The 16,565-nt window shown below is 72.9% G+C and carries 13 protein-coding genes and 1 pseudogene; 5 read left to right on the top strand and 9 right to left on the bottom strand.

All coding sequences use genetic code 11. From position 1 onward, the window contains the following. Positions 1-3: 3 nt before the first annotated feature. Positions 4-258, bottom strand: a complete 255-nt coding sequence (locus EST54_RS35880; protein WP_275543267.1) for a LysR substrate-binding domain-containing protein — start codon at positions 256-258, stop codon at positions 4-6. Positions 259-328: 70 nt separating this feature from the next. Further along, positions 329-928, bottom strand: a pseudogene (locus EST54_RS35875) (LysR family transcriptional regulator); the annotation flags it as partial. 99 nt (positions 929-1,027) lie between these two features. Between EST54_RS35875 and EST54_RS12900 the strand changes: the two are divergent. Beyond that, on the top strand, positions 1,028-1,666 hold the full coding sequence (locus EST54_RS12900) for a LysE family transporter (RefSeq protein ID WP_129247740.1): 639 nt from the start codon (positions 1,028-1,030) through the stop codon (positions 1,664-1,666). On the opposite strand, the gene EST54_RS12895 is transcribed toward EST54_RS12900, so the two are convergent. Further along, positions 1,631-4,015 (bottom strand): GH92 family glycosyl hydrolase, encoded by a 2,385-nt coding sequence (locus EST54_RS12895; protein WP_129247739.1) that lies wholly within the window; start codon positions 4,013-4,015, stop codon positions 1,631-1,633. The genes EST54_RS12900 and EST54_RS12895 overlap by 36 nt on opposite strands. Before the next feature lie 461 nt (positions 4,016-4,476). Here EST54_RS12895 and EST54_RS12890 point away from each other — a divergent pair, with 461 nt between their 5' ends. After that, the gene (locus EST54_RS12890) at positions 4,477-4,953 is read left to right on the top strand and encodes a hypothetical protein (RefSeq protein ID WP_129247738.1); all 477 of its coding nucleotides are present in this window, start codon (positions 4,477-4,479) and stop codon (positions 4,951-4,953) included. A 72-nt stretch (positions 4,954-5,025) separates the two neighbouring features. Here EST54_RS12890 and EST54_RS12885 read toward each other — a convergent pair whose 3' ends face one another. The 4 genes from EST54_RS12885 to EST54_RS12870 all read right to left on the bottom strand — a co-directional run bounded on the left by EST54_RS12885 (position 5,026) and on the right by EST54_RS12870 (position 8,174). Then, positions 5,026-6,480 (bottom strand): amino acid permease, encoded by a 1,455-nt coding sequence (locus EST54_RS12885; RefSeq protein WP_129247737.1) that lies wholly within the window; start codon positions 6,478-6,480, stop codon positions 5,026-5,028. Between the two features lie 135 nt (positions 6,481-6,615). Continuing rightward, entirely contained in the window at positions 6,616-6,831 is a 216-nt protein-coding gene (locus tag EST54_RS12880; RefSeq protein WP_129247736.1) for a dodecin, read from the bottom strand. 98 nt (positions 6,832-6,929) lie between these two features. Then, positions 6,930-7,391, bottom strand: a complete 462-nt coding sequence (locus EST54_RS12875) for a universal stress protein (protein ID WP_129247735.1) — start codon at positions 7,389-7,391, stop codon at positions 6,930-6,932. A gap of 81 nt (positions 7,392-7,472) precedes the next feature. After that, positions 7,473-8,174 carry a PAS domain-containing protein gene (locus tag EST54_RS12870; RefSeq protein WP_129247734.1) on the bottom strand — a complete coding sequence of 234 codons (702 nt, stop codon included), beginning with the start codon at positions 8,172-8,174 and terminating at the stop codon, positions 7,473-7,475. Positions 8,175-8,279: 105 nt separating this feature from the next. Between EST54_RS12870 and EST54_RS12865 the strand changes: the two genes are divergently transcribed. The 3 genes from EST54_RS12865 to EST54_RS12855 all read left to right on the top strand — a co-directional run bounded on the left by EST54_RS12865 (position 8,280) and on the right by EST54_RS12855 (position 14,045). Then, positions 8,280-11,468: a cytochrome P450 gene (locus EST54_RS12865; protein ID WP_129247733.1), complete on the top strand. Its 3,189-nt coding sequence runs from the start codon at positions 8,280-8,282 to the stop codon at positions 11,466-11,468. A 129-nt stretch (positions 11,469-11,597) separates the two neighbouring features. Beyond that, positions 11,598-12,770, top strand: a complete 1,173-nt coding sequence (locus EST54_RS12860; protein ID WP_129247732.1) for an FAD-dependent monooxygenase — start codon at positions 11,598-11,600, stop codon at positions 12,768-12,770. A 240-nt stretch (positions 12,771-13,010) separates the two neighbouring features. Then, positions 13,011-14,045 carry a phosphatidylinositol-specific phospholipase C domain-containing protein gene (locus EST54_RS12855; protein WP_129247731.1) on the top strand — a complete coding sequence of 345 codons (1,035 nt, stop codon included), beginning with the start codon at positions 13,011-13,013 and terminating at the stop codon, positions 14,043-14,045. Here the strand turns inward: EST54_RS12855 and EST54_RS12850 are convergent. Next, entirely contained in the window at positions 14,017-15,141 is a 1,125-nt protein-coding gene (locus tag EST54_RS12850; protein ID WP_129247769.1) for a trypsin-like serine peptidase, read from the bottom strand. The genes EST54_RS12855 and EST54_RS12850 overlap by 29 nt on opposite strands. Positions 15,142-15,499: 358 nt before the next feature. Further along, complete coding sequence (locus tag EST54_RS12845; protein WP_129247730.1) at positions 15,500-16,429, bottom strand: phosphatidylinositol-specific phospholipase C; 930 nt, start codon at positions 16,427-16,429, stop codon at positions 15,500-15,502. Positions 16,430-16,565 lie beyond the last annotated feature (136 nt).

Genomic DNA, 16,565 nt, shown 5'->3' with positions numbered 1-16,565 from the left:
CGCTCACACCCGCTTCACCTCCCGGTCGTCCGCGGCCGCGCGCAGCGCCGCCAGAGCGCGGGCGATCGGGGGCTGTTGTTCACGTCCGCGCCGGACGGCCGCCACGAACCGCCTTACGGGGAGCGGCTCCCCGCGCAGCGGCACCCGCACGACCGGGTACTGCTCCGGCACCGGCGCCAGCCGCGGCACCAGAGCGATCCCGAAGCCGTGCGCGATCAGGGCCGCGACCGCGTACCAGTCCAGCGCGTGGTGGCGCACTCGGGGGGGTGAAGCCCGCCCTGGCGCAGGCGGACAGCAGCAGTTGATGCTGATCGGCCGGGTCACCGGCGCGGATCCAGCTCTCCGTGCCTGCTTCTGCCAGCGCCACCCCCTGCCGCGCACACGGGGCGAACCGGTGCCCGGCCGGCACCAGCAGGTCCTGCGGCTCCTCCAGCACCGGCAGCTGGACGAAGCGCGCATCGTTCGGCGCAGGGCCGTCCGGCGCCGGAATGACCACGGCGAGGTCCGCCCGGCCGGACAGCAGCAGCTCGAAGCGGTTCTCGTCCGGATCCTCACCGATCTCCACCGCGAGCCGTGGCAGTTCGTCACGCAGCCGCGCGGCCGCCGGCGCGATCACCGCCGTGATCGCCGTCGCCACCCCCGTGATCCGCAACCGCCCCGCGACCCCGTCCGCGTACCCCGCGAGATCCGCGCGGGCCTCCTCCCAGCGCACGAACAGCGCATCGGCGTGCTCGACCAGCGCCAACGCCGCCGGCGTCAGGCGCACCTTGCGGCCCGCCGGCTCCAGGAGTCCGAGCCCGAGCCCGGCCGACAGCTGACGCAGCTGCTGGGAGACCGTCGACGGGGTCAGATGCAGGGCCTCGGCGGTCGCGGTGACGGTGCCCAGTTCGTGCAGGACACGAAGGGTCTGGAGCCGGGGATCGATCATGCGCGGAGCATAGGCGGTCCATCGTGCGGCGCTGTCACACGGTGTCGTGCGGAAATTTCCGATGGACCCGCACGGTGGTCCCGCCCGACGCTGAACGGCATGACCGAGATACTGACCGATGCCTTTCTGCCGGGGCTCTGGGCGGGTTATGCCCTGGCTGTTCCCGTCGGCGCGCTGGCCGTGCTGCTGGTGAGCCTGACCGCCCGGACGTCGTTTCGGACCGGCGCCGCGGCGGCCCTCGGGGTGGCGAGTGCCGATGGGCTCTATGCGCTCGCCGCGGTGGCCGGCGGCGCCGCGCTCTCCCGCGCCGTCGCCCCGGTCGCGGGGCCGCTGCGGTCGGTCGGCGCCGCCCTCCTGCTCGGCATGGCGGTACGGATCGCCGTGCGGGCACTGCGCCACCGCGGCACGCCGGACGGCCCGGAGCGGGACGTCCTGGGACACCCCGCCCGGGCCTACGCCGCCTTCCTGGGGCTGACGTTGATCAACCCGTGGACGGTGGTCTACTTCTCCGCGCTCGTGCTCGCGGGCGGCGCGGGCACCCTGCGCACCGGTGTCGCCGGACCGGCCGCCTTCGTGGCGGCCGTGCTCACCGCCTCCGCGAGTTGGCAGCTGTTCCTGGCCGCCGGAGGAGCCGTGCTCGGCAGGGCGCTGACCGGCCCACGGGGGCAGGTCGTCACCGCGCTGGTCTCGGCCGTGGTGATCTCAGCGCTGGCGACCGTGCTGCTGCTGGGCGGCTGAGCTGCCCACGGGCGGCGGCGCGGCATGATCGCCGGTGCCCCAGCCGGACGGCTTCGGCCCCACGGTGAAGGCCAGTTCACGGCCCGAGCGCAGCTCACCGGTGGTGAGGTAGGTCCGGTCGCGGTCGGCGCCGTCCAGCCGGACGGACTGCACATAGCGGTTGGTGGAGGACGTACCGGGAGCGGTGACGGTGAAGTGTCCGGAGGGGTAGTAGCGCCGGTCCAGCGTCAGGTCCACCCGGTCGAAGACCGGGGTGCTCAGCCCCCAGCTGTCGGTGCCGGGCTGGACCGGGAAGATCCCCATCGAGGAGAGCACCATCCACGCCGACATCGTCCCCAGGTCGTCGTTCCCGGTCATCCCGGTGGGGGCGTCGGCGAACAGGGTCAGCGCCGCATGCACCACATCCGTCGTCTTCCAGGGGCGGCCGGTGGCGAGATAGGTGTACGGCGCGATCAGATCGGGCTCGTTCTGCGGGTTGTACTTGTCCGCGTTGTAGTAGTCGTACGGGCCGTTGACCCACACCTCGCGCGCCGTCTTCTCCGGGTCCGCCAGCAGCTTCGGGTACGCGAAGAACGAGTCGAGGCGCGCATCGGCCTTGTCCTTGCCGCCGATCAGCTCCAGCATCCCCGGCAGGTCCTGCGGCACCAGCCACTGGTACTGCCAGGCCGTGCCCTCGTGGAAGCCCTCGCTCTTTGCCGGGTCGGCGGGGCCGGTGAAGGCGCCCTGCCCGTCGCGGGCCCGGAAGAAGCCGGTTGAGCTGTCGAAGAGGGTGCGGTAGTTCCGGCCGCGGGCCGCATAGCGGTCGGCGTCCGCGCCGTGTCCCAGATCGCGCGCCATCTGGGCCAGCATGGCGTCCGACAGGGCGTATTCGAGGGTCGCCGAGGCGCCCTGGGCGAAGTCGGAGTCGCCGGACTTGGGACGCGGTTGGTGGCCCTTGAGGTACGGCACGAAACCGTTCTTCAGATACTGCGCATTGGCCTCCCGCCCGACGGCCGGGGAGTCGGCCGGCGGCACCCCGTCGGCGTTCTTCTTCAGCGCCGCGTACGCCTCCTCCTCATGGCCCCGCAACAGCCCCTGCTGGTAGGCGTTGGCGAGGAACGGCGTGACCGGATCGCCGGTCATGATGTTGGTTTCGACCGTGCCGTAGCCCCACTTGGGCAGCCAGCCGCCCTCCTTGTCGATCCGCAGCACCGACAGCGCCATGTCGCGGGACTCACCCGGCGCCAGCAGCGCCAGCAGCTGTGCCTGGGTGCGATAGGTGTCCCACAGCGACCAGTTCTGGTAGTACGTGAAGCCGTCGGCCCGGTGGACGCGCTGGTCCCAGCCGGTGTAGCGGCCGTCCACGTCACTGCCGATGTTCGGCGCGAGGAAGGACCGGTAGAGCGAGGAGTAAAAGGTGCGGCGCAGTGCCGTGCCGCCGCCCCGCGCCTGCACCAGCGCCAGCCGCTGCTCCCATGCGGAGTCGGCCGCGGCCCTCGCCCGGTCGAAGGAAGGGCCGCCCTCGGCACGCAGATTGCGGGCCGCGCCCGCCGCGTCCACATAGCTGATCGCGGTGGTCGCCTCGACGGTCCGGTCCGTGCGGGTGTCGAAGCGGGCGTACGCCCCGTGCCGGCCGGTGGCGGTGGACCCCGTGGAGCCGGCCGTCACCTTGTCGCCGTCCCAGGTCCCGTACGACGCGAAGGGCCGGTCGAAGCGGGTGAGGGTGTAGACGGTGTACGGCTTGCTGTCCTGGCAGAAGCCGCGGCCCGTGAGGGTCGTGCGGATGGTGCGGGAGTCGAGCACCTCGACCCGCGTCGAGACCGTCCGGTGCAGCGACTGGCCCGCGTTGAGCAGCACATTGGCCCGGTCGGTGGCCGGGAAGGTGTAGCGCTGCTTGCCGGTGTGTGCGGTGGCCGTCAGTTCGGCGGTGATCCCGCCGTAGGACTTCAGGCCGACGCGGTAGTAGCCGGGGCGGGCCGACTCGTCGTCATGGCCGTAAGCGGCCGCGTACTTCGCATTGTCCGTTTCGGTGAGGTCGCCCGTGGTGGGCAGCACCGGCAGATCACCGCCGATCCCGCAGCCGACACCGGAGAGGTGCACCGCGCTGAAGCCGCGGATGTGGTCGTCGTCGTAGCCGTAGCCGGCGTAGTGCCCGGTGTCGGGGGAGAGTTGCACCATGCCCAAGGGGACGGCGGCACCCGGATAGGTGTTGCCGTCGTTCCGGGTGCCGATGAACGGGTTGACCAGGTCGGTGAGCGGGCCGGCGGCCGGCTCGGCCTGCGCGGCGGGGGCGGTGAGCGCACCCCCGAGGAGCGCGGCCGCCAGCACCGCGCCCGCGGTACGCAGCCGGGTACGACTGAGCCATGGCATGGATGGGGACCTCCGGGTCGGGTCGTCGCCGTACGGCGGCCGGGCGTGCGGGAAGGCCTCCGCATCGGGCATTCGACAACGTTGTCAGAGCGCGCTCATTCTTGGTGTCGGTCAGGTGCGCGTCAAGAGGTGGTGGCGGAGTAACTCCGGTGCGTCCAGGGCTCGTACGAGGTGTCGGCACAGTCCCGGGGGTGGCGCGGCGCGAGGGGTGAGGGGTGGCGTGCCGGCCGCGATGCGCAGGTCGCGCAGCCGAAAATCATGCGGTGCCTGCCTTGCTCTCTTCGGGGGCCCGTGCCTCAATGGGCAGCGAAATACGGGTTGCTGACTCAGCGTCAGATCATGGCGTCCGGTCGGCACCGGGGTCCGGCCGCGGCCCCCGCGTGGCTGCCAGCCGTTCCCTCGCGTACCCCTCGACGGCCGGTGCCATGGACCCGCACCCCCCTCACGAAGGCGGTACCCCCATGAGACACCTCAGACCCGGCAGACTCGGCTTCGGTACGGCGCTCGGCGTCGCGCTCGCCACCGCGGGCACGCTCGCGATGGCGCCCGCCGCCACCGCGGTGACACCCGGCACCGCGACCCTCTCGTTCGACTGCGGTTGGTACGGCTCCGGCACGGCGACGCTCACCGCGACCCAGAACGGCACGGCCGCGACCATCAGCCTGGCCACCAAGGCGATCAGCTCACCGATAAACATCGGCGCGAACTCGGTCACCTCCACCCTCACGCTCACCAAGAACGGCTCGGGGACCACGCAGTTCAAGGGCAGTTCCAACCCGGCGATCCCGGCCGGCAGCGAGGTCTCCACCGGCCCCCTCACCGGCACGGTCGCCCACGGGGACAGCCTGGAGGCCACCTCCCTGAAGGTCGTGGTGCTGGGCATCACGGCCACCTGCAAGGCCACCTCCCGGCAGTCGCCGGGGCCGTTCGTCTTCTGACCGTGCGCGGGGACCGGCGGCCGGTGTCCGCCGGTCCCCGTCGTGTGCCGGCGCCCGGTCAGCGGCGGTGGCTCACTGCGGTGTCCCGCCGTCGTCCGGACCGGAGGCGGTCTGCCCCTCGCTCCGCGCCAGGTTCGAACGGCGGTAGGAGTACGAGAAGTAGACGACCATGCCGACCAGGAACCACACCGCGAAGCGGACCCAGGTCTGCCATGCCAGGAACGTGATCAGCCAGATCGAGAAGCACACCCCGATCGCCGGCACCACCGGCATCCCGGGCGTACGGAACGTCCGGGGCAGTTCGGGGTGCCGGTAGCGGAGCACGATGACCGCGATGCAGACGACCACGAACGCGAGCAGAATGCCGATGTTCGTCAGCTCGGCGGCCTCCCCGATCGGCAGGAAGCCCGCGATGGCCGCGGAGGCGAAGCCGACGATCCAGGTCACCCGGGTCGGCACACGGTGCTTGGGGCTGGTCTTGGCGAACCACTTCGGCAGCAGCCCGTCCCGGCTCATCGAGAACCACACCCGGGTCACCCCGAGCATGAAGGTGAACATGACGGTCAGAATGCCGATGATCGCGCCGACCGCGATGACGTCCGCCAGGCCGCTCAGCCCCACCGCCTTGAAGGCCGAGGAGAACCCGCTCTCCGGGTCGATGTGCTGGTAGTTCTGCATCCCCGTCAGCACCAGGCAGGCCAGGACGTACAGCACCATCGAGATGGCCAGCGAGTACAGGATCGCCTTCGGCATGTGGCGCTGGGCGTCCTTGGACTCCTCGGCCGCCGTGCTCATCGCGTCATAACCGAAGACCGCGAAGAAGACGGTGGCCGCGCCGGTGAAGGCGCCGGTCACCCCGAACGGGAAGAACGGGGTGTAGTTCGCGGTGTTGATGTGGAAGAAGCCGACCACGATCACCACGATGACCACCAGGACCTTCAGGCCCACCACGATCGTCTCGAAGCGCGCGGCGTTCTTGATGCCCAGGGTCAGCAGATAGGCGATCAGCAGGCACAGCACCGCGGCGAAGAGGTCCACCCGGTGCCCCGGACCGGTGCCCGGCGCCCCCAGCATCCAGGAGGGCAGATCGAGGCCCAGCTCACCGAGCAGAAACCCGAAATAGCCGGAGATGCCGATCGCGACCACCGCCACGATCGCGGTGTACTCCAGCAGCAGGTCCCAGCCGATGAACCATCCGGCCACCTCGCCGAGGACCGCATAGCCGTAGGTGTAGGCCGAGCCCGCCTTAGGGATCAGCCCGGCGAACTCGGCGTAGGAGAAGGCCGCCGCGGCGCTCGCGACGCCCGCGATCAGGAAGGAGATCACCACGGCCGGTCCGGCCTTGCCGTTCGCGACGGTGCCGGCCAGGGTGAAGATGCCCGCGCCGATGATGCCGCCGACGCCGATGGCCGTCAGCTGCCACAGGCCGAGCGCCCGGGTGAGCTGCTGACTTGCGCTGCCTTCCGCCTCTTCGATGTGTTCAATCGGTTTACGGCGCAGTACGCCCTGTCCCGCGCGCAGGCCCATGCCTCATCCCTCCGTCGCTCCGTTGTGGTCCGACGGCGGCTCATGATGGACCCTCGGGGGCGTCTTAGGAAGGCGACTCCACCGGATGGGGCCCAGTGCTGCGGGACTCGCCGGGAGACGTACCCGGGAGGTGTGTCATTCGGCCTCCTCCAGGCGGAAGCCGACCTTCAGACCGACCTGGTAGTGATCGATCGCGCCGTCGACGATATGCCCGCGGACCTGGGTGACCTCGAACCAGTCGAGGTTGCGCAGGGTCTCCGAGGCGCGCTTGATGCCATTTTTGACCGCGGCGTCCATGCTCTGCTGGGACGTTCCGACGATCTCGGTCACGCGATACGTGCGGTCGGTCACGGTGGTCTCCCTCGCCGGGGCGGCGCTCCGCCCGTCCACTGTCCACCGTGCCTCAGGGCGCCCGGGCTCACCAGCGGAGCGGGTCTCCAGGGCACGCCCTAGGGAACGACGGTGACCGGCCAGCGTCCGGCCTTGACCAGGCGTACCGCGACCGAGCCCATGATGCGGTGCCCGGCCGACTCCGAGGCGCCGACCACCACCGCGTCGGCCGTGAGCTCGTCGGCCATCTGCACCATGCCGTTGTACGGGTCGCCACGCAGCGTGTGGAACTCCCAGCGCAGGTGGTACAGCCCCGCCAGCCGCTCGGTCGCCCGGCGGATCTCGGTCATCAGCTCCTCGGTCACCTCGTCCGTGGCATCGGCGACCGGCGCCCCCATCGCCGCCCCGACGGGCAGCACCGGCTGGACGTAGACCATGGCGAGCTTCGAGGACTGACGCCGGGCCAGTCCCGCCGCGTAGGCGGCGGCGCGCCACGACGAGTCGGAGCCGTCGATGCCCACGACGATGACCTTCGGGCCGTCCGTTCCGCGCTCGAACCGCGCGGCTGCGTTCTCGTCCACACGACGGAGGTTATCCGCACAGGTGTGCTGCCGGGGCGGCGGGCCGGGCCGTGGGCCCCGCGGGCCCGCCGCCCCGGCCGGTCAGGCGGGCGCCGGGGGCCAGCTGTCCGGCGACAGCACGCCCAGCACGTACGCCCTGGCGACCAGCGCGGTACGGCCCTGGACCCGCCAGCGGCGGGCCAGCCGGGTGAGGTGGTAGTTGACCCCGTCGACGGTCAGCCCCAGCGCCGTCCCGATCGACGCCGTGGTCGCGCCGCCCGCGGCCAGCGCCAGGATCTGCGTCTCCATCGGGCTGGCCGAGCCGCGCGGCGCGGGCGGCGGGGCGGTCTCGCGCACCCGCAGCAGCGCCAGCAGCGCGGGCGGGTTCACCGAGGGATCGCCGACCGGGTCCACCGTCAGTTCCCCTTCCCGCTCGGTGCCGTCGGGGCCGACGGACCAGCGCACCTCGATCGGATAGCGTGACCGGCGCCCCAGCCGCAGCGCCTCGGTGAGCCGGTCGAGCTGTGCCTTCGCACGGGGCTCGAAGAGGTCCAGCAGATTGCGGCCGCGCAGTTGTCCCGGGGCCGCGCCCCACTCGGTGGCCATGGCCGGATTGGCGATCAGCACCTCGCCGTGGGCCGTGCAGACCGCGATCGGCGTGGGGATGCGGTCCAGCAGGATCAGGAAGTAATTGCGCCAGGGGCCGGCCGCGTAGGGGCCGGCCGGATCGGGAGGGCTGGGCGCGCAGGGCGGTGTGCCGGTGCTCCCGGCGTCCGGCGTCCCGTCGGCAGTCCCGTTGTGCATTGCCTCTTCTCCGGTCCGTGCGCAAGAGCCAGCGGCGAAAAACCACTGCACAATCATGCAGTGGCCCGGGCCCGTCCGGAGCGCGGGGCCCTGCACGCTGGAGTCATGACCGACACCATCGCGCTCCACAGTGACCAACACGCCGCCGATGACGGCATTCCGGTGGCCGATCTCACCGAGGCCGGGCTCACGGATACGCCCCTCCAGCAGTCCATGGACCTCGCCCGGATCCACGGCCCGGCCTTCGCGCGCAAGTTCGGCGCCCATCGGACGCTGTTCGTCTCCTCGCTCGACCTGGTCACCGAGGTCGCCGACGAATCCCGCTTCCGCAAGGGGGTGTCGGTCGTGCTGGAGAACGTCCGGGAGTTCGCCGGTGACGGTCTGTTCACCGCGTACAACGACGAGCCGAACTGGGCCAAGGCGCACGAGGTCCTGATGCCGGCGTTCGCGCTCGGCTCGATGCGGACCTACCACCCGGCGATGCTCAAGGTGGCCCGCCGGGTCATGGCGTCCTGGGACCGCCGGGTGGCCGACGGCACGCCCGTCCAGGTCGCCGAGGACATGACCCGGATGACGCTGGACACCATCGGGCTGGCCGGCTTCGGCTTCGACTTCGAGTCGTTCTCCCGCGGCGACACCCCGCACCCGTTCGTCGAGGCGATGGTGCGCTGCCTGGAGTGGAGCATGACGAAGTTCTCCCGGGACCCCGCTGCCGACCACTCCGCGGCGGACGCCGCGTTCCAGGCCGACGCGGACTACCTCGCGTCCGTCGTCGACGAGGTCATCGCCGCCCGGACGGCCGGCGGCGAGTCCGGTGACGACGATCTGCTGGGCCTGATGCTCGGCGCCCGGGACCAGGGGGACGGGGCGGCGGCGGACGGCCCCACCCTCGATCTCGCCAATATCCGCAACCAGGTCATCACCTTCCTGATCGCGGGCCACGAGACGACCTCGGGCGCGCTCTCCTTCGCCCTCTACCACCTGCTCAAGGACCCGCTGGCGCTGCGCATGGTCCAGCGCGAGGCCGACGAACTGTGGGGCGACCAGGCCGATCCCGACCCGTCGTTCGAGGACATCGGCCGGCTGCCGTTCACCCGTCAGGTGCTCAACGAGGCGCTGCGGCTGTGGCCCACCGCCGCCGCCTTCACCCGCCAGGCCCGCGCGGACACCCTGCTCGGCGGCCGCTACCCGGTGCGGGCGGGGGAGCTGGTCACCGTGCTCACCCCGATGCTGCACCGCGACCCGGCCTGGGGCGACAACCCCGAGCTGTTCGACCCCTCCCGCTTCAGCCCGGAGGCCGAGGCGGCCCGCTCCCCGCATGCGTACAAGCCGTTCGGCACCGGTGAACGCGCCTGCATCGGGCGGCAGTTCGCGCTGCACGAGGCGACCATGCTGCTCGCCCTGCTCGCGCACCGCTACCGGCTGCTCGACCACGCCGGCTACCAGCTGCGCATCAAGGAGACGCTCACCCTCAAGCCGGACGGGTTCACGCTGACCCTGGCCGCCCGTACGCCGGCCGACCGGGCCGCGGTCCGCGCCGCGCTGGCCGTCCTCCCGGGCGGCGGCACCGGCACCGAGGACGGCGCCGCGACCGACGACGGGCTGCCGACCCGCGTCCCCCAGGGCACCGGCCTGCTGGTGCTGCACGGCAGCAACTACGGCACCTGCCGCGAATTCGCCGAGCGGCTCGCCGACGAGGCCACCGGACTGGGCTTCGCCCCCGACGTGGCGCCGCTGGACGCCGCCGCCGGTGCGCTGCCCGCCGACCGGCCCGTCGTCATCGTGGCCGCGTCCTACAACGGCCGGCCCACCGATGACGCGGCGGCCTTCGTGGAGTGGCTGAACACCGCGCGGGACGGCGCCGCGGCCGCCGTCCCGTTCGCCGTCCTCGGCGTCGGCGACCGCAACTGGGCCGCCACCTACCAGCACATACCGACCCTCATCGACGACCGGCTGGACGCCCTCGGCGCCCACCGGCTGCTGCCGCGCGTCGAGGCCGACGCCTCCGGCGACCTGGGCGGCGCCGTCAAGGAGTTCACCGCGGCGCTGCGCACCCAGCTGCTGGCCCGGTACGGCGACCCGGCCTCCGTCGGCGCCGCCCGGCCGGCGGCGGAGGACACCGGCTACACCGTCACCGAGATCACCGGCGGCCCGCTGGACGCGCTCGCCGCCCGCCACGACCTCGTCCCGATGACCGTCACCGAAGCCTACGACCTGACCGCCGAGGACTGGCCCCGGCCCAAGCGCTTCCTGCGGATCGCGCTGCCGGACGGCGTCGGCTACCGCACCGCGGACCACCTCGCCGTGCTGCCGGCCAACGCCCCGTCCGCCGTCGAGCGCGCCGCCCGGGCCCTCGGCGCCGACCCGGAGACCGTTCTCGCACTGCACCGGGCCGGCGGGCCCGCCCGGGACGCCCTGCCCGTCGACCGTCCTGTGACGGTGCGTCAACTTCTCACGTACCACCTGGAACTGGGTCTGCGGCCCACCCCCGCGCAGGTCGCCGTGCTCGCCGCGCACAACCCGTGCCCGCCCGAGCGGCTCGCCCTGGAGTCCCTCGCCGAGGACGACCCGCGCACCTTGATCGAGCTGATCGAGGCGCACCCCGCGCTGCGCGGGGCCCTGCCCTGGCCGACGGTGCTGGAGCTGCTGCCGCCGCTGCGCATCCGGCACTACTCGCTGTCGTCCTCGCCCGCCACCGACGCCCGGCACGCCGACCTGATGGTGTCGCTGCTGCCCGGCGGCACCGGCTCGACCCACCTGCACTCCCTGCGGCCGGGCGACACCGTCCTGGCCCGCGTCCAGCCCTGCCGCGAGGCCTTCCGCCTCGATCCGGCCGAGGACACCCCGGTGATTCTGGTCGCGGCGGGCACCGGCCTCGCGCCCTTCCGCGGCGCCGTCGCCGACCGGGTCGCCGCCGGTCAAACGGCGCCCGCCCGGCTCTACTTCGGCTGTGACGACCCGGACGGCGACTTCCTGCACGCCGCGGAGTTCGCCGCCGCCGAAGCCGCCGGGGTGATCTCCGTGCGGCCCGTCTTCAGCGCCCGCCCGGAGCACGGCCACCGGTTCGTCCAGCACCGGATCGCCGCCGAGGCCGCCGAGGTGTGGGAGCTGCTCCAGGCCGGCGCGCGGGTGTACGTCTGCGGCGACGGCAGCCGGATGGCGCCTGGTGTCCGGGCGGCCTTCCGCGAGCTGCACGGTGCGCAAACCGGCGCCTCCCCGCAGGAGTCCGAGGCCTGGCTGCGCGAACTGACCGCCTCCGGCCGCTACATCGAGGACGTGTACGCGGCGGGCTGACGCGGCGTCCCTCCCGGCGGGCTGGATCTCCGGGCCCGCCAGGGCCAAGGTGGGTGGGTGCGGCCAACCGGGGCCGCACCGCTCGCCGTCCGCGACCGGGGCGGCGACCCGACCCGGGGGGATGACGACATGACCAAAGCCCTGATCATCGGCGGTGGCATCGCGGGGGCGGTGACCGCGATGGCGCTGCGGAAGGCAGGCATCGACGCCGAGATCTTCGAGGCCTATCCGACCGGCGCCGACGACGTGGGCGCCTTCCTCGTGCTCTTCGCCAACGGCCTCGAAGCGCTCCGGGTGATCGACGCACACGGCCCCGTCGCCGCGCACTCCTTCCCGGCGCAGCGGGTGGAGTTCCTCGACGGGAGCGGGGAGCGGCTGGGGGAGCGGCCCATCGCCGGCGCCGCCCAGGGCACCGACCTCGGCCCGCGCACCCTGCGGCGGGCCACGCTCTATCAGGTGCTGCACGCCGAGGCGGCCCGCCGCCAGATCGCCGTACGGCACGGCAAGCGGCTGGTCGGCGCCGAGACCGTGCGCGCCGCGGACGGCACGCGGGTGATCGCCTCCTTCGCCGACGGCAGCCGCGCCGAGGGTGACCTCCTCATCGGCGCCGACGGCCTGCACTCCGTCACCCGCACCCTGATCGACCCGGCCGCGCCCCGCCCCCGCTACACCGGCCAGAACACCGTCTGCGGCTACGTCCGCGAGACGGAGGTGCCGCTCCCGCCGGACACCTACACCATGATCCGCGGCAAGCGGGCCTTCTTCGGCTGCACCCGCGCCCCCGACGGCGCCGTCTGGTGGTTCGCCAACATCCCCGGCACGGAACTGGACCGGACCGGCCCGCCGGACACCGCCCCCGGTGCCTGGCGCGAGCGGGTGGCCGAACTCTTCGCGGAGGACGACACCCCGGCCGCCGCCCTCGTCCGCGCCAGCGGCGACCGCCTCATCGCCTCCAGCGCCTACGACCTCGCCACCATTCCGACCTGGCACACCGACACCATGGTCGTGCTCGGCGACGCCGCACACGCCGCCGCCCCCAACGCCGCCCAGGGCGCCTCGATGGCCATCGAGGACGGCATCGTGCTCGCCAGGTGTCTGCGCGACCGGCCCGACCCGCACAGCGCCTTCGCCGCGTACGAAGAGCTGCGCAGGGAGCGGGTGGAGAAGGTCGTCGCCGCGAGCGCGGGGATGGCCAAGCTCACCGCGACGGGCGCCACCCGCGGTCCCGCGCCCCGGGGCGGCGCGGCGCGCGACAGCGCGGGCGCCGACGACTGGCTGACGGGGTACCGGATCGAGTGGTGAGGCGCCCGGGAGGTGCCGGCCGCGCGGAAGAGGGTGCCGGCAACCGGGGGGAATCCTCTCCCCGTTGACCGGCCGCTCCCGCTCCGCCGGCACCGACCGTTCCTCCGCTCTTCCCCCTTCTCCGGGGTCCCTTCCGTCCCCAACTCCCGTACGCTGCTGCCCGATCGTCCGGGTGACCGACCGGACGAGCGGCCTCCGGACCGGTGCCGGACGGCCGATGACCTCAGGAAAGCGGGGAACATGAACGGGAAGCGGCGTGTGGGAACGGTCGCCGTCGCGGCGGCGGCGGTGCTCACGATGACCGGTCCGGCCGGTGCCGAGCCGGCCGGTACGACCTACGGCACCAGCACGTCCGTGGGCGTGCACAACGCCTACGACAAGGAGAAGTACCCCTACTTCGCGGACGCCCTGGACTCCGGCGCGGCTCTGCTCGAACTCGACCTCTGGACGAACGGCCTGGGCAGGTCCTGGCGGGTCTCGCACACCAACCCGCTCGGGAACAACAACAACTGCGAGGGCGCCGCCAACGCCGCGCAGCTGCGCACCAAGGGCCGCAACCAGGACTTCGCCGGCTGCCTCGCCGACATGAAGGCCTGGCACGACGCCCACCCCGGCCACCGTCCGATCCTGCTCAAGGTCGAGATGAAGGACGGCTTCAACGCCAAGGGCGGCCGCGGCCCCGCCGAGTTCGACGCGCTGGTGCGGCAGAAGCTGGGCGATGCGGTCTACGGCCCCGGCGACCTCACCGCCGGGCACGCCACCCCGGACGAGGCGGTGCGGGCCGGCGGCTGGCCCGCCCGCGCCGACCTGGCCGGCAAGTTCCTGTTCGAGCTGATACCGGGCACGGTCGAGGAGAAGAACCCGTTCGACAAGCTGTGGACGGACGTGGAGTACGCCGGACACCTCAAGGACCTTGCGGCGCAGGGGAAGCTGGCGCAGTCCACGGCGTTCCCCGCCGTGCACGGCGCGGCCGCCGGCGACCCCCGCGAGCGCTACGCCGACCGGTCACTGCGCCCCTGGTTCGTGGCCTTCGACGGGGACGCCGCGACCTATCTGAACGGCAGTATCGACACCGCCTGGTACGACACCCGCCACTACCTGCTCATCATGACCGACGCCCACAACGTGCCGCCGGTCATCGACGGCACCCGCCCGACCGAGGCGCAGGCCCTGGCCCGGGTCCGTCAGCTCGCCTCGGCGCACGCGAGCATCGCCACCGACGACTGGTATCCGCTGCCGTCCGTCCTCAAGACCGTGGTGCCGCGCGGGGCGTGAGGCCGAGGGCCTCGGTCCCGGAGCCGGGCCGGGCCGCCTTCGTGGCCGGCCCGGCGGTCGCCCGCCGGTAGAGCGCGGCCACCTCCGCACCGAACCGGCTGCTGTACGAGACGAGGTCGTCACCGCCCTCGTCGAGACCGCCTATCACGCCGATCAGCGATCCGGTGCCGGTGGCCGGGTCGAGGTCGGTGAGCATCGGCCCGCCGCTCGTCCCGTTGGGGAACCCCGGGCAGGCGAACCGGAGTTGGGTGGCGCTCTGCAGGTCCGCCGTGTGCCGGCAGCTGACCGGTCTGTCCCGGTCCTCGGGATAGCCGGTCAGCTGCGCCGGGCGCCCGGGCGGTGCGTCGAAGCGGAGCCGTTCGGCACCCGTGACGTCCTCGATCCGGCCGCCGCCCCGGCCCGCCCTGCGCACCCGCAGGAACGCCACGTCGTGGTCCGGGTCCCGGCTGCTGATCCAGCGCGGGTCGACATCGATCCGGCTGGGCACCCACAGCCCGTACGGCGCCACCCCGTCGTGCAGACCGGGCGCGAACACCAGCCGGGTACGGAAGCCGTCGTCGTGCACACAGTGCGCCGCGGTGACGACCAGGTCACCCGCCGGGGAGTGCACCACGCTGGCCGTGCAGTGGTGGACCGGACTGCCGTCCTCGTCGGGGGAGAAGAGCGCGCCGACCGCCGGAGCGGGTTCCGTCGGGGCCGCCATCAGCGGCCGGGACACCGACGACGTGGCCGCCGTGGCACGGTTGCTCCGGGCCGGCACCAGCGGCCCCGGCCGCTCCACGTAGGGCCCGGCGAGCACGGCTGCGGCGGCCCGGTCCCCCTCGACCGAAGGGGCGAGGTAGGTACCGGTGGCGGGGTCCCCGGCGGCCAGGTACGGATCGCGCGACGAGGAGCTCAGCACCAGAGCGGTGCTGCCCACCACGATCGCCACCACCCCGAGCGCCAGGGTCGTCCGCAGCGGAACGCCGGGCCGGCCGCGCCCCGTGCACGGCAGCCCGCCGGGACCCGGGCAGTCGGGGGCCGCCGGTGCTCCGGCGCTCTCGTCCGCCCGCCCGGCGCTGTCCGCCGGCGCGGTCCCGCGTTCGCTCGTCGCCACCAGCCGCCGCCTCCCCACATCAGCCGGTGTCACCCCGTCGGACGCGGGGGCGGCACCGGAACCAGACATTTCACCCAGTCTGATGCAGGGCTGGGTGACACGGTTGGCTCACCTGGGCGAATCCCTGGTGCCATAGGGGGAAATCACGCGCACACCGCATCGGAACACCCGTCACCTCCGGTGCCCGGTGGGCCAGATGGCCGGTTCGTGCCACGGGGGAGGACGGCGCGCTACGGACCGGTCCCGTTAGGCCGGTCGGGTGAACTCGTGGCGGTGCCCCGCACCGATGCCCGGGGTCGCTCCTCGCGGGCCTACGCACCCCGCCCGGCAAGCGCGCCACGCGGCCCACGCGACCCGCTCAGCGGACGAGCCGTACCCCCTGCCCGGCGAGGTTGTGCGCGATCAGCGTCCCGGCCAGCCCGACCTCGTTCGGGAAGTCCATCGGGACGATGCCCAGGCCGGTCCAGCGGCTGCCCTCCGAGCCCGTCAGCAGCCGTTCGACCTGCGGGTTGAGGCGGTCCGCGTTGGAGCGGGGCGGGAGCCAGGCGGAGGTGCTGACGTAGTTGACGAAGAGCTTGCCCGGCTGGGTGACGGCCTTGCGGAACTGCGCCTCGATCTTCGGGTACTTCCCGAACGGCTCCGCCATGTAGTCGTCCTGGATGTCGAAGAGCGCCGGATCGGCGTACCGGACGCCGCCGAGGCCGTCGGAGTCCGCCAGCAGGACGACCCTGCCGCGGGCCCCGCCCAGCGTCGGCAGATCGCCGTCCAGCCGGAACAGCGGACGGTAGCCCTTGTCGTCCAGGTAGCTGACGAAGATCCGGCGGAACTCGTCGGCGGAGACCTCCGAGTACTCCTGCTTGACCCGCATCAGCACCGTCTCGGAGGGGTGCGCCCGGAGGAACGACCGGCAGGCGTTGAGCACATCGCCGAACATCAGCTGCTGGTAGAACGCGCCGTGATGAATGGCGAAGACGCCGTCGATGGCCCGGCAGCGGACGTCCAGAAAGCGGATTCCGGAGGCGAGTTGGGCATCAACGGGGGTGTTCTGGCAGGCGACCCAGGGGCCGCCGATCCGGGCACCGGAGTCATGGGTGCCGGGGATCGTCAGCCGCTGCACGGGGGTGCCGTCGCCGAGCGCCGACATCCAGTCCTGTGCGGACAGGGCACGGGCCCGCCGTGGGGCCGCGCCGGCCGTGAACTGCCCGCTGCCGATGCCCGTCAGCACCCCGGCGGCCGACAGCCCGGCCGCGCCCCTGAGGAAACCCCGCCGATCCAGTCCCAGCCCCATGCCGCGTCCCCTGTCCGTCGAGTCTGCGTGCCCCCGCACCGGACGCTCCGGTGCGAAGCGCGATCGGGGCATCGAACCACATCGACCGTGGACATGACACCCGGCCGGCGGACCCGTTCGGTCGCGCCGGCCGGGC

It is taken from the genome of Streptomyces sioyaensis (genome assembly GCF_004122735.1).
GTDB classification, from domain to species: Bacteria; Actinomycetota; Actinomycetes; order Streptomycetales; family Streptomycetaceae; genus Streptomyces; species Streptomyces sioyaensis.
The sequence above is the reverse complement of the archived record's forward strand: the minus strand, read 5'-3'. Positions and strand labels throughout refer to the sequence as shown.

What these genes read in the sequence shown, in the direction of transcription:
- EST54_RS12900 (WP_129247740.1), top strand. Translation starts at nt 1,028, where the DNA reads ATGACCGAGATACTGACCGATGCCTTTCTGCCGGGGCTCTGGGCGGGT.
- EST54_RS12895 (WP_129247739.1), bottom strand. Translation starts at nt 4,015, where the DNA reads ATGCCATGGCTCAGTCGTACCCGGCTGCGTACCGCGGGCGCGGTGCTG.
- EST54_RS12890 (WP_129247738.1), top strand. Translation starts at nt 4,477, where the DNA reads ATGAGACACCTCAGACCCGGCAGACTCGGCTTCGGTACGGCGCTCGGC.
- EST54_RS12885 (WP_129247737.1), bottom strand. Translation starts at nt 6,480, where the DNA reads ATGGGCCTGCGCGCGGGACAGGGCGTACTGCGCCGTAAACCGATTGAA.
- EST54_RS12870 (WP_129247734.1), bottom strand. Translation starts at nt 8,174, where the DNA reads ATGCACAACGGGACTGCCGACGGGACGCCGGACGCCGGGAGCACCGGC.
- EST54_RS12865 (WP_129247733.1), top strand. Translation starts at nt 8,280, where the DNA reads ATGACCGACACCATCGCGCTCCACAGTGACCAACACGCCGCCGATGAC.
- EST54_RS12860 (WP_129247732.1), top strand. Translation starts at nt 11,598, where the DNA reads ATGACCAAAGCCCTGATCATCGGCGGTGGCATCGCGGGGGCGGTGACC.
- EST54_RS12855 (WP_129247731.1), top strand. Translation starts at nt 13,011, where the DNA reads ATGAACGGGAAGCGGCGTGTGGGAACGGTCGCCGTCGCGGCGGCGGCG.
- EST54_RS12845 (WP_129247730.1), bottom strand. Translation starts at nt 16,429, where the DNA reads ATGGGGCTGGGACTGGATCGGCGGGGTTTCCTCAGGGGCGCGGCCGGG.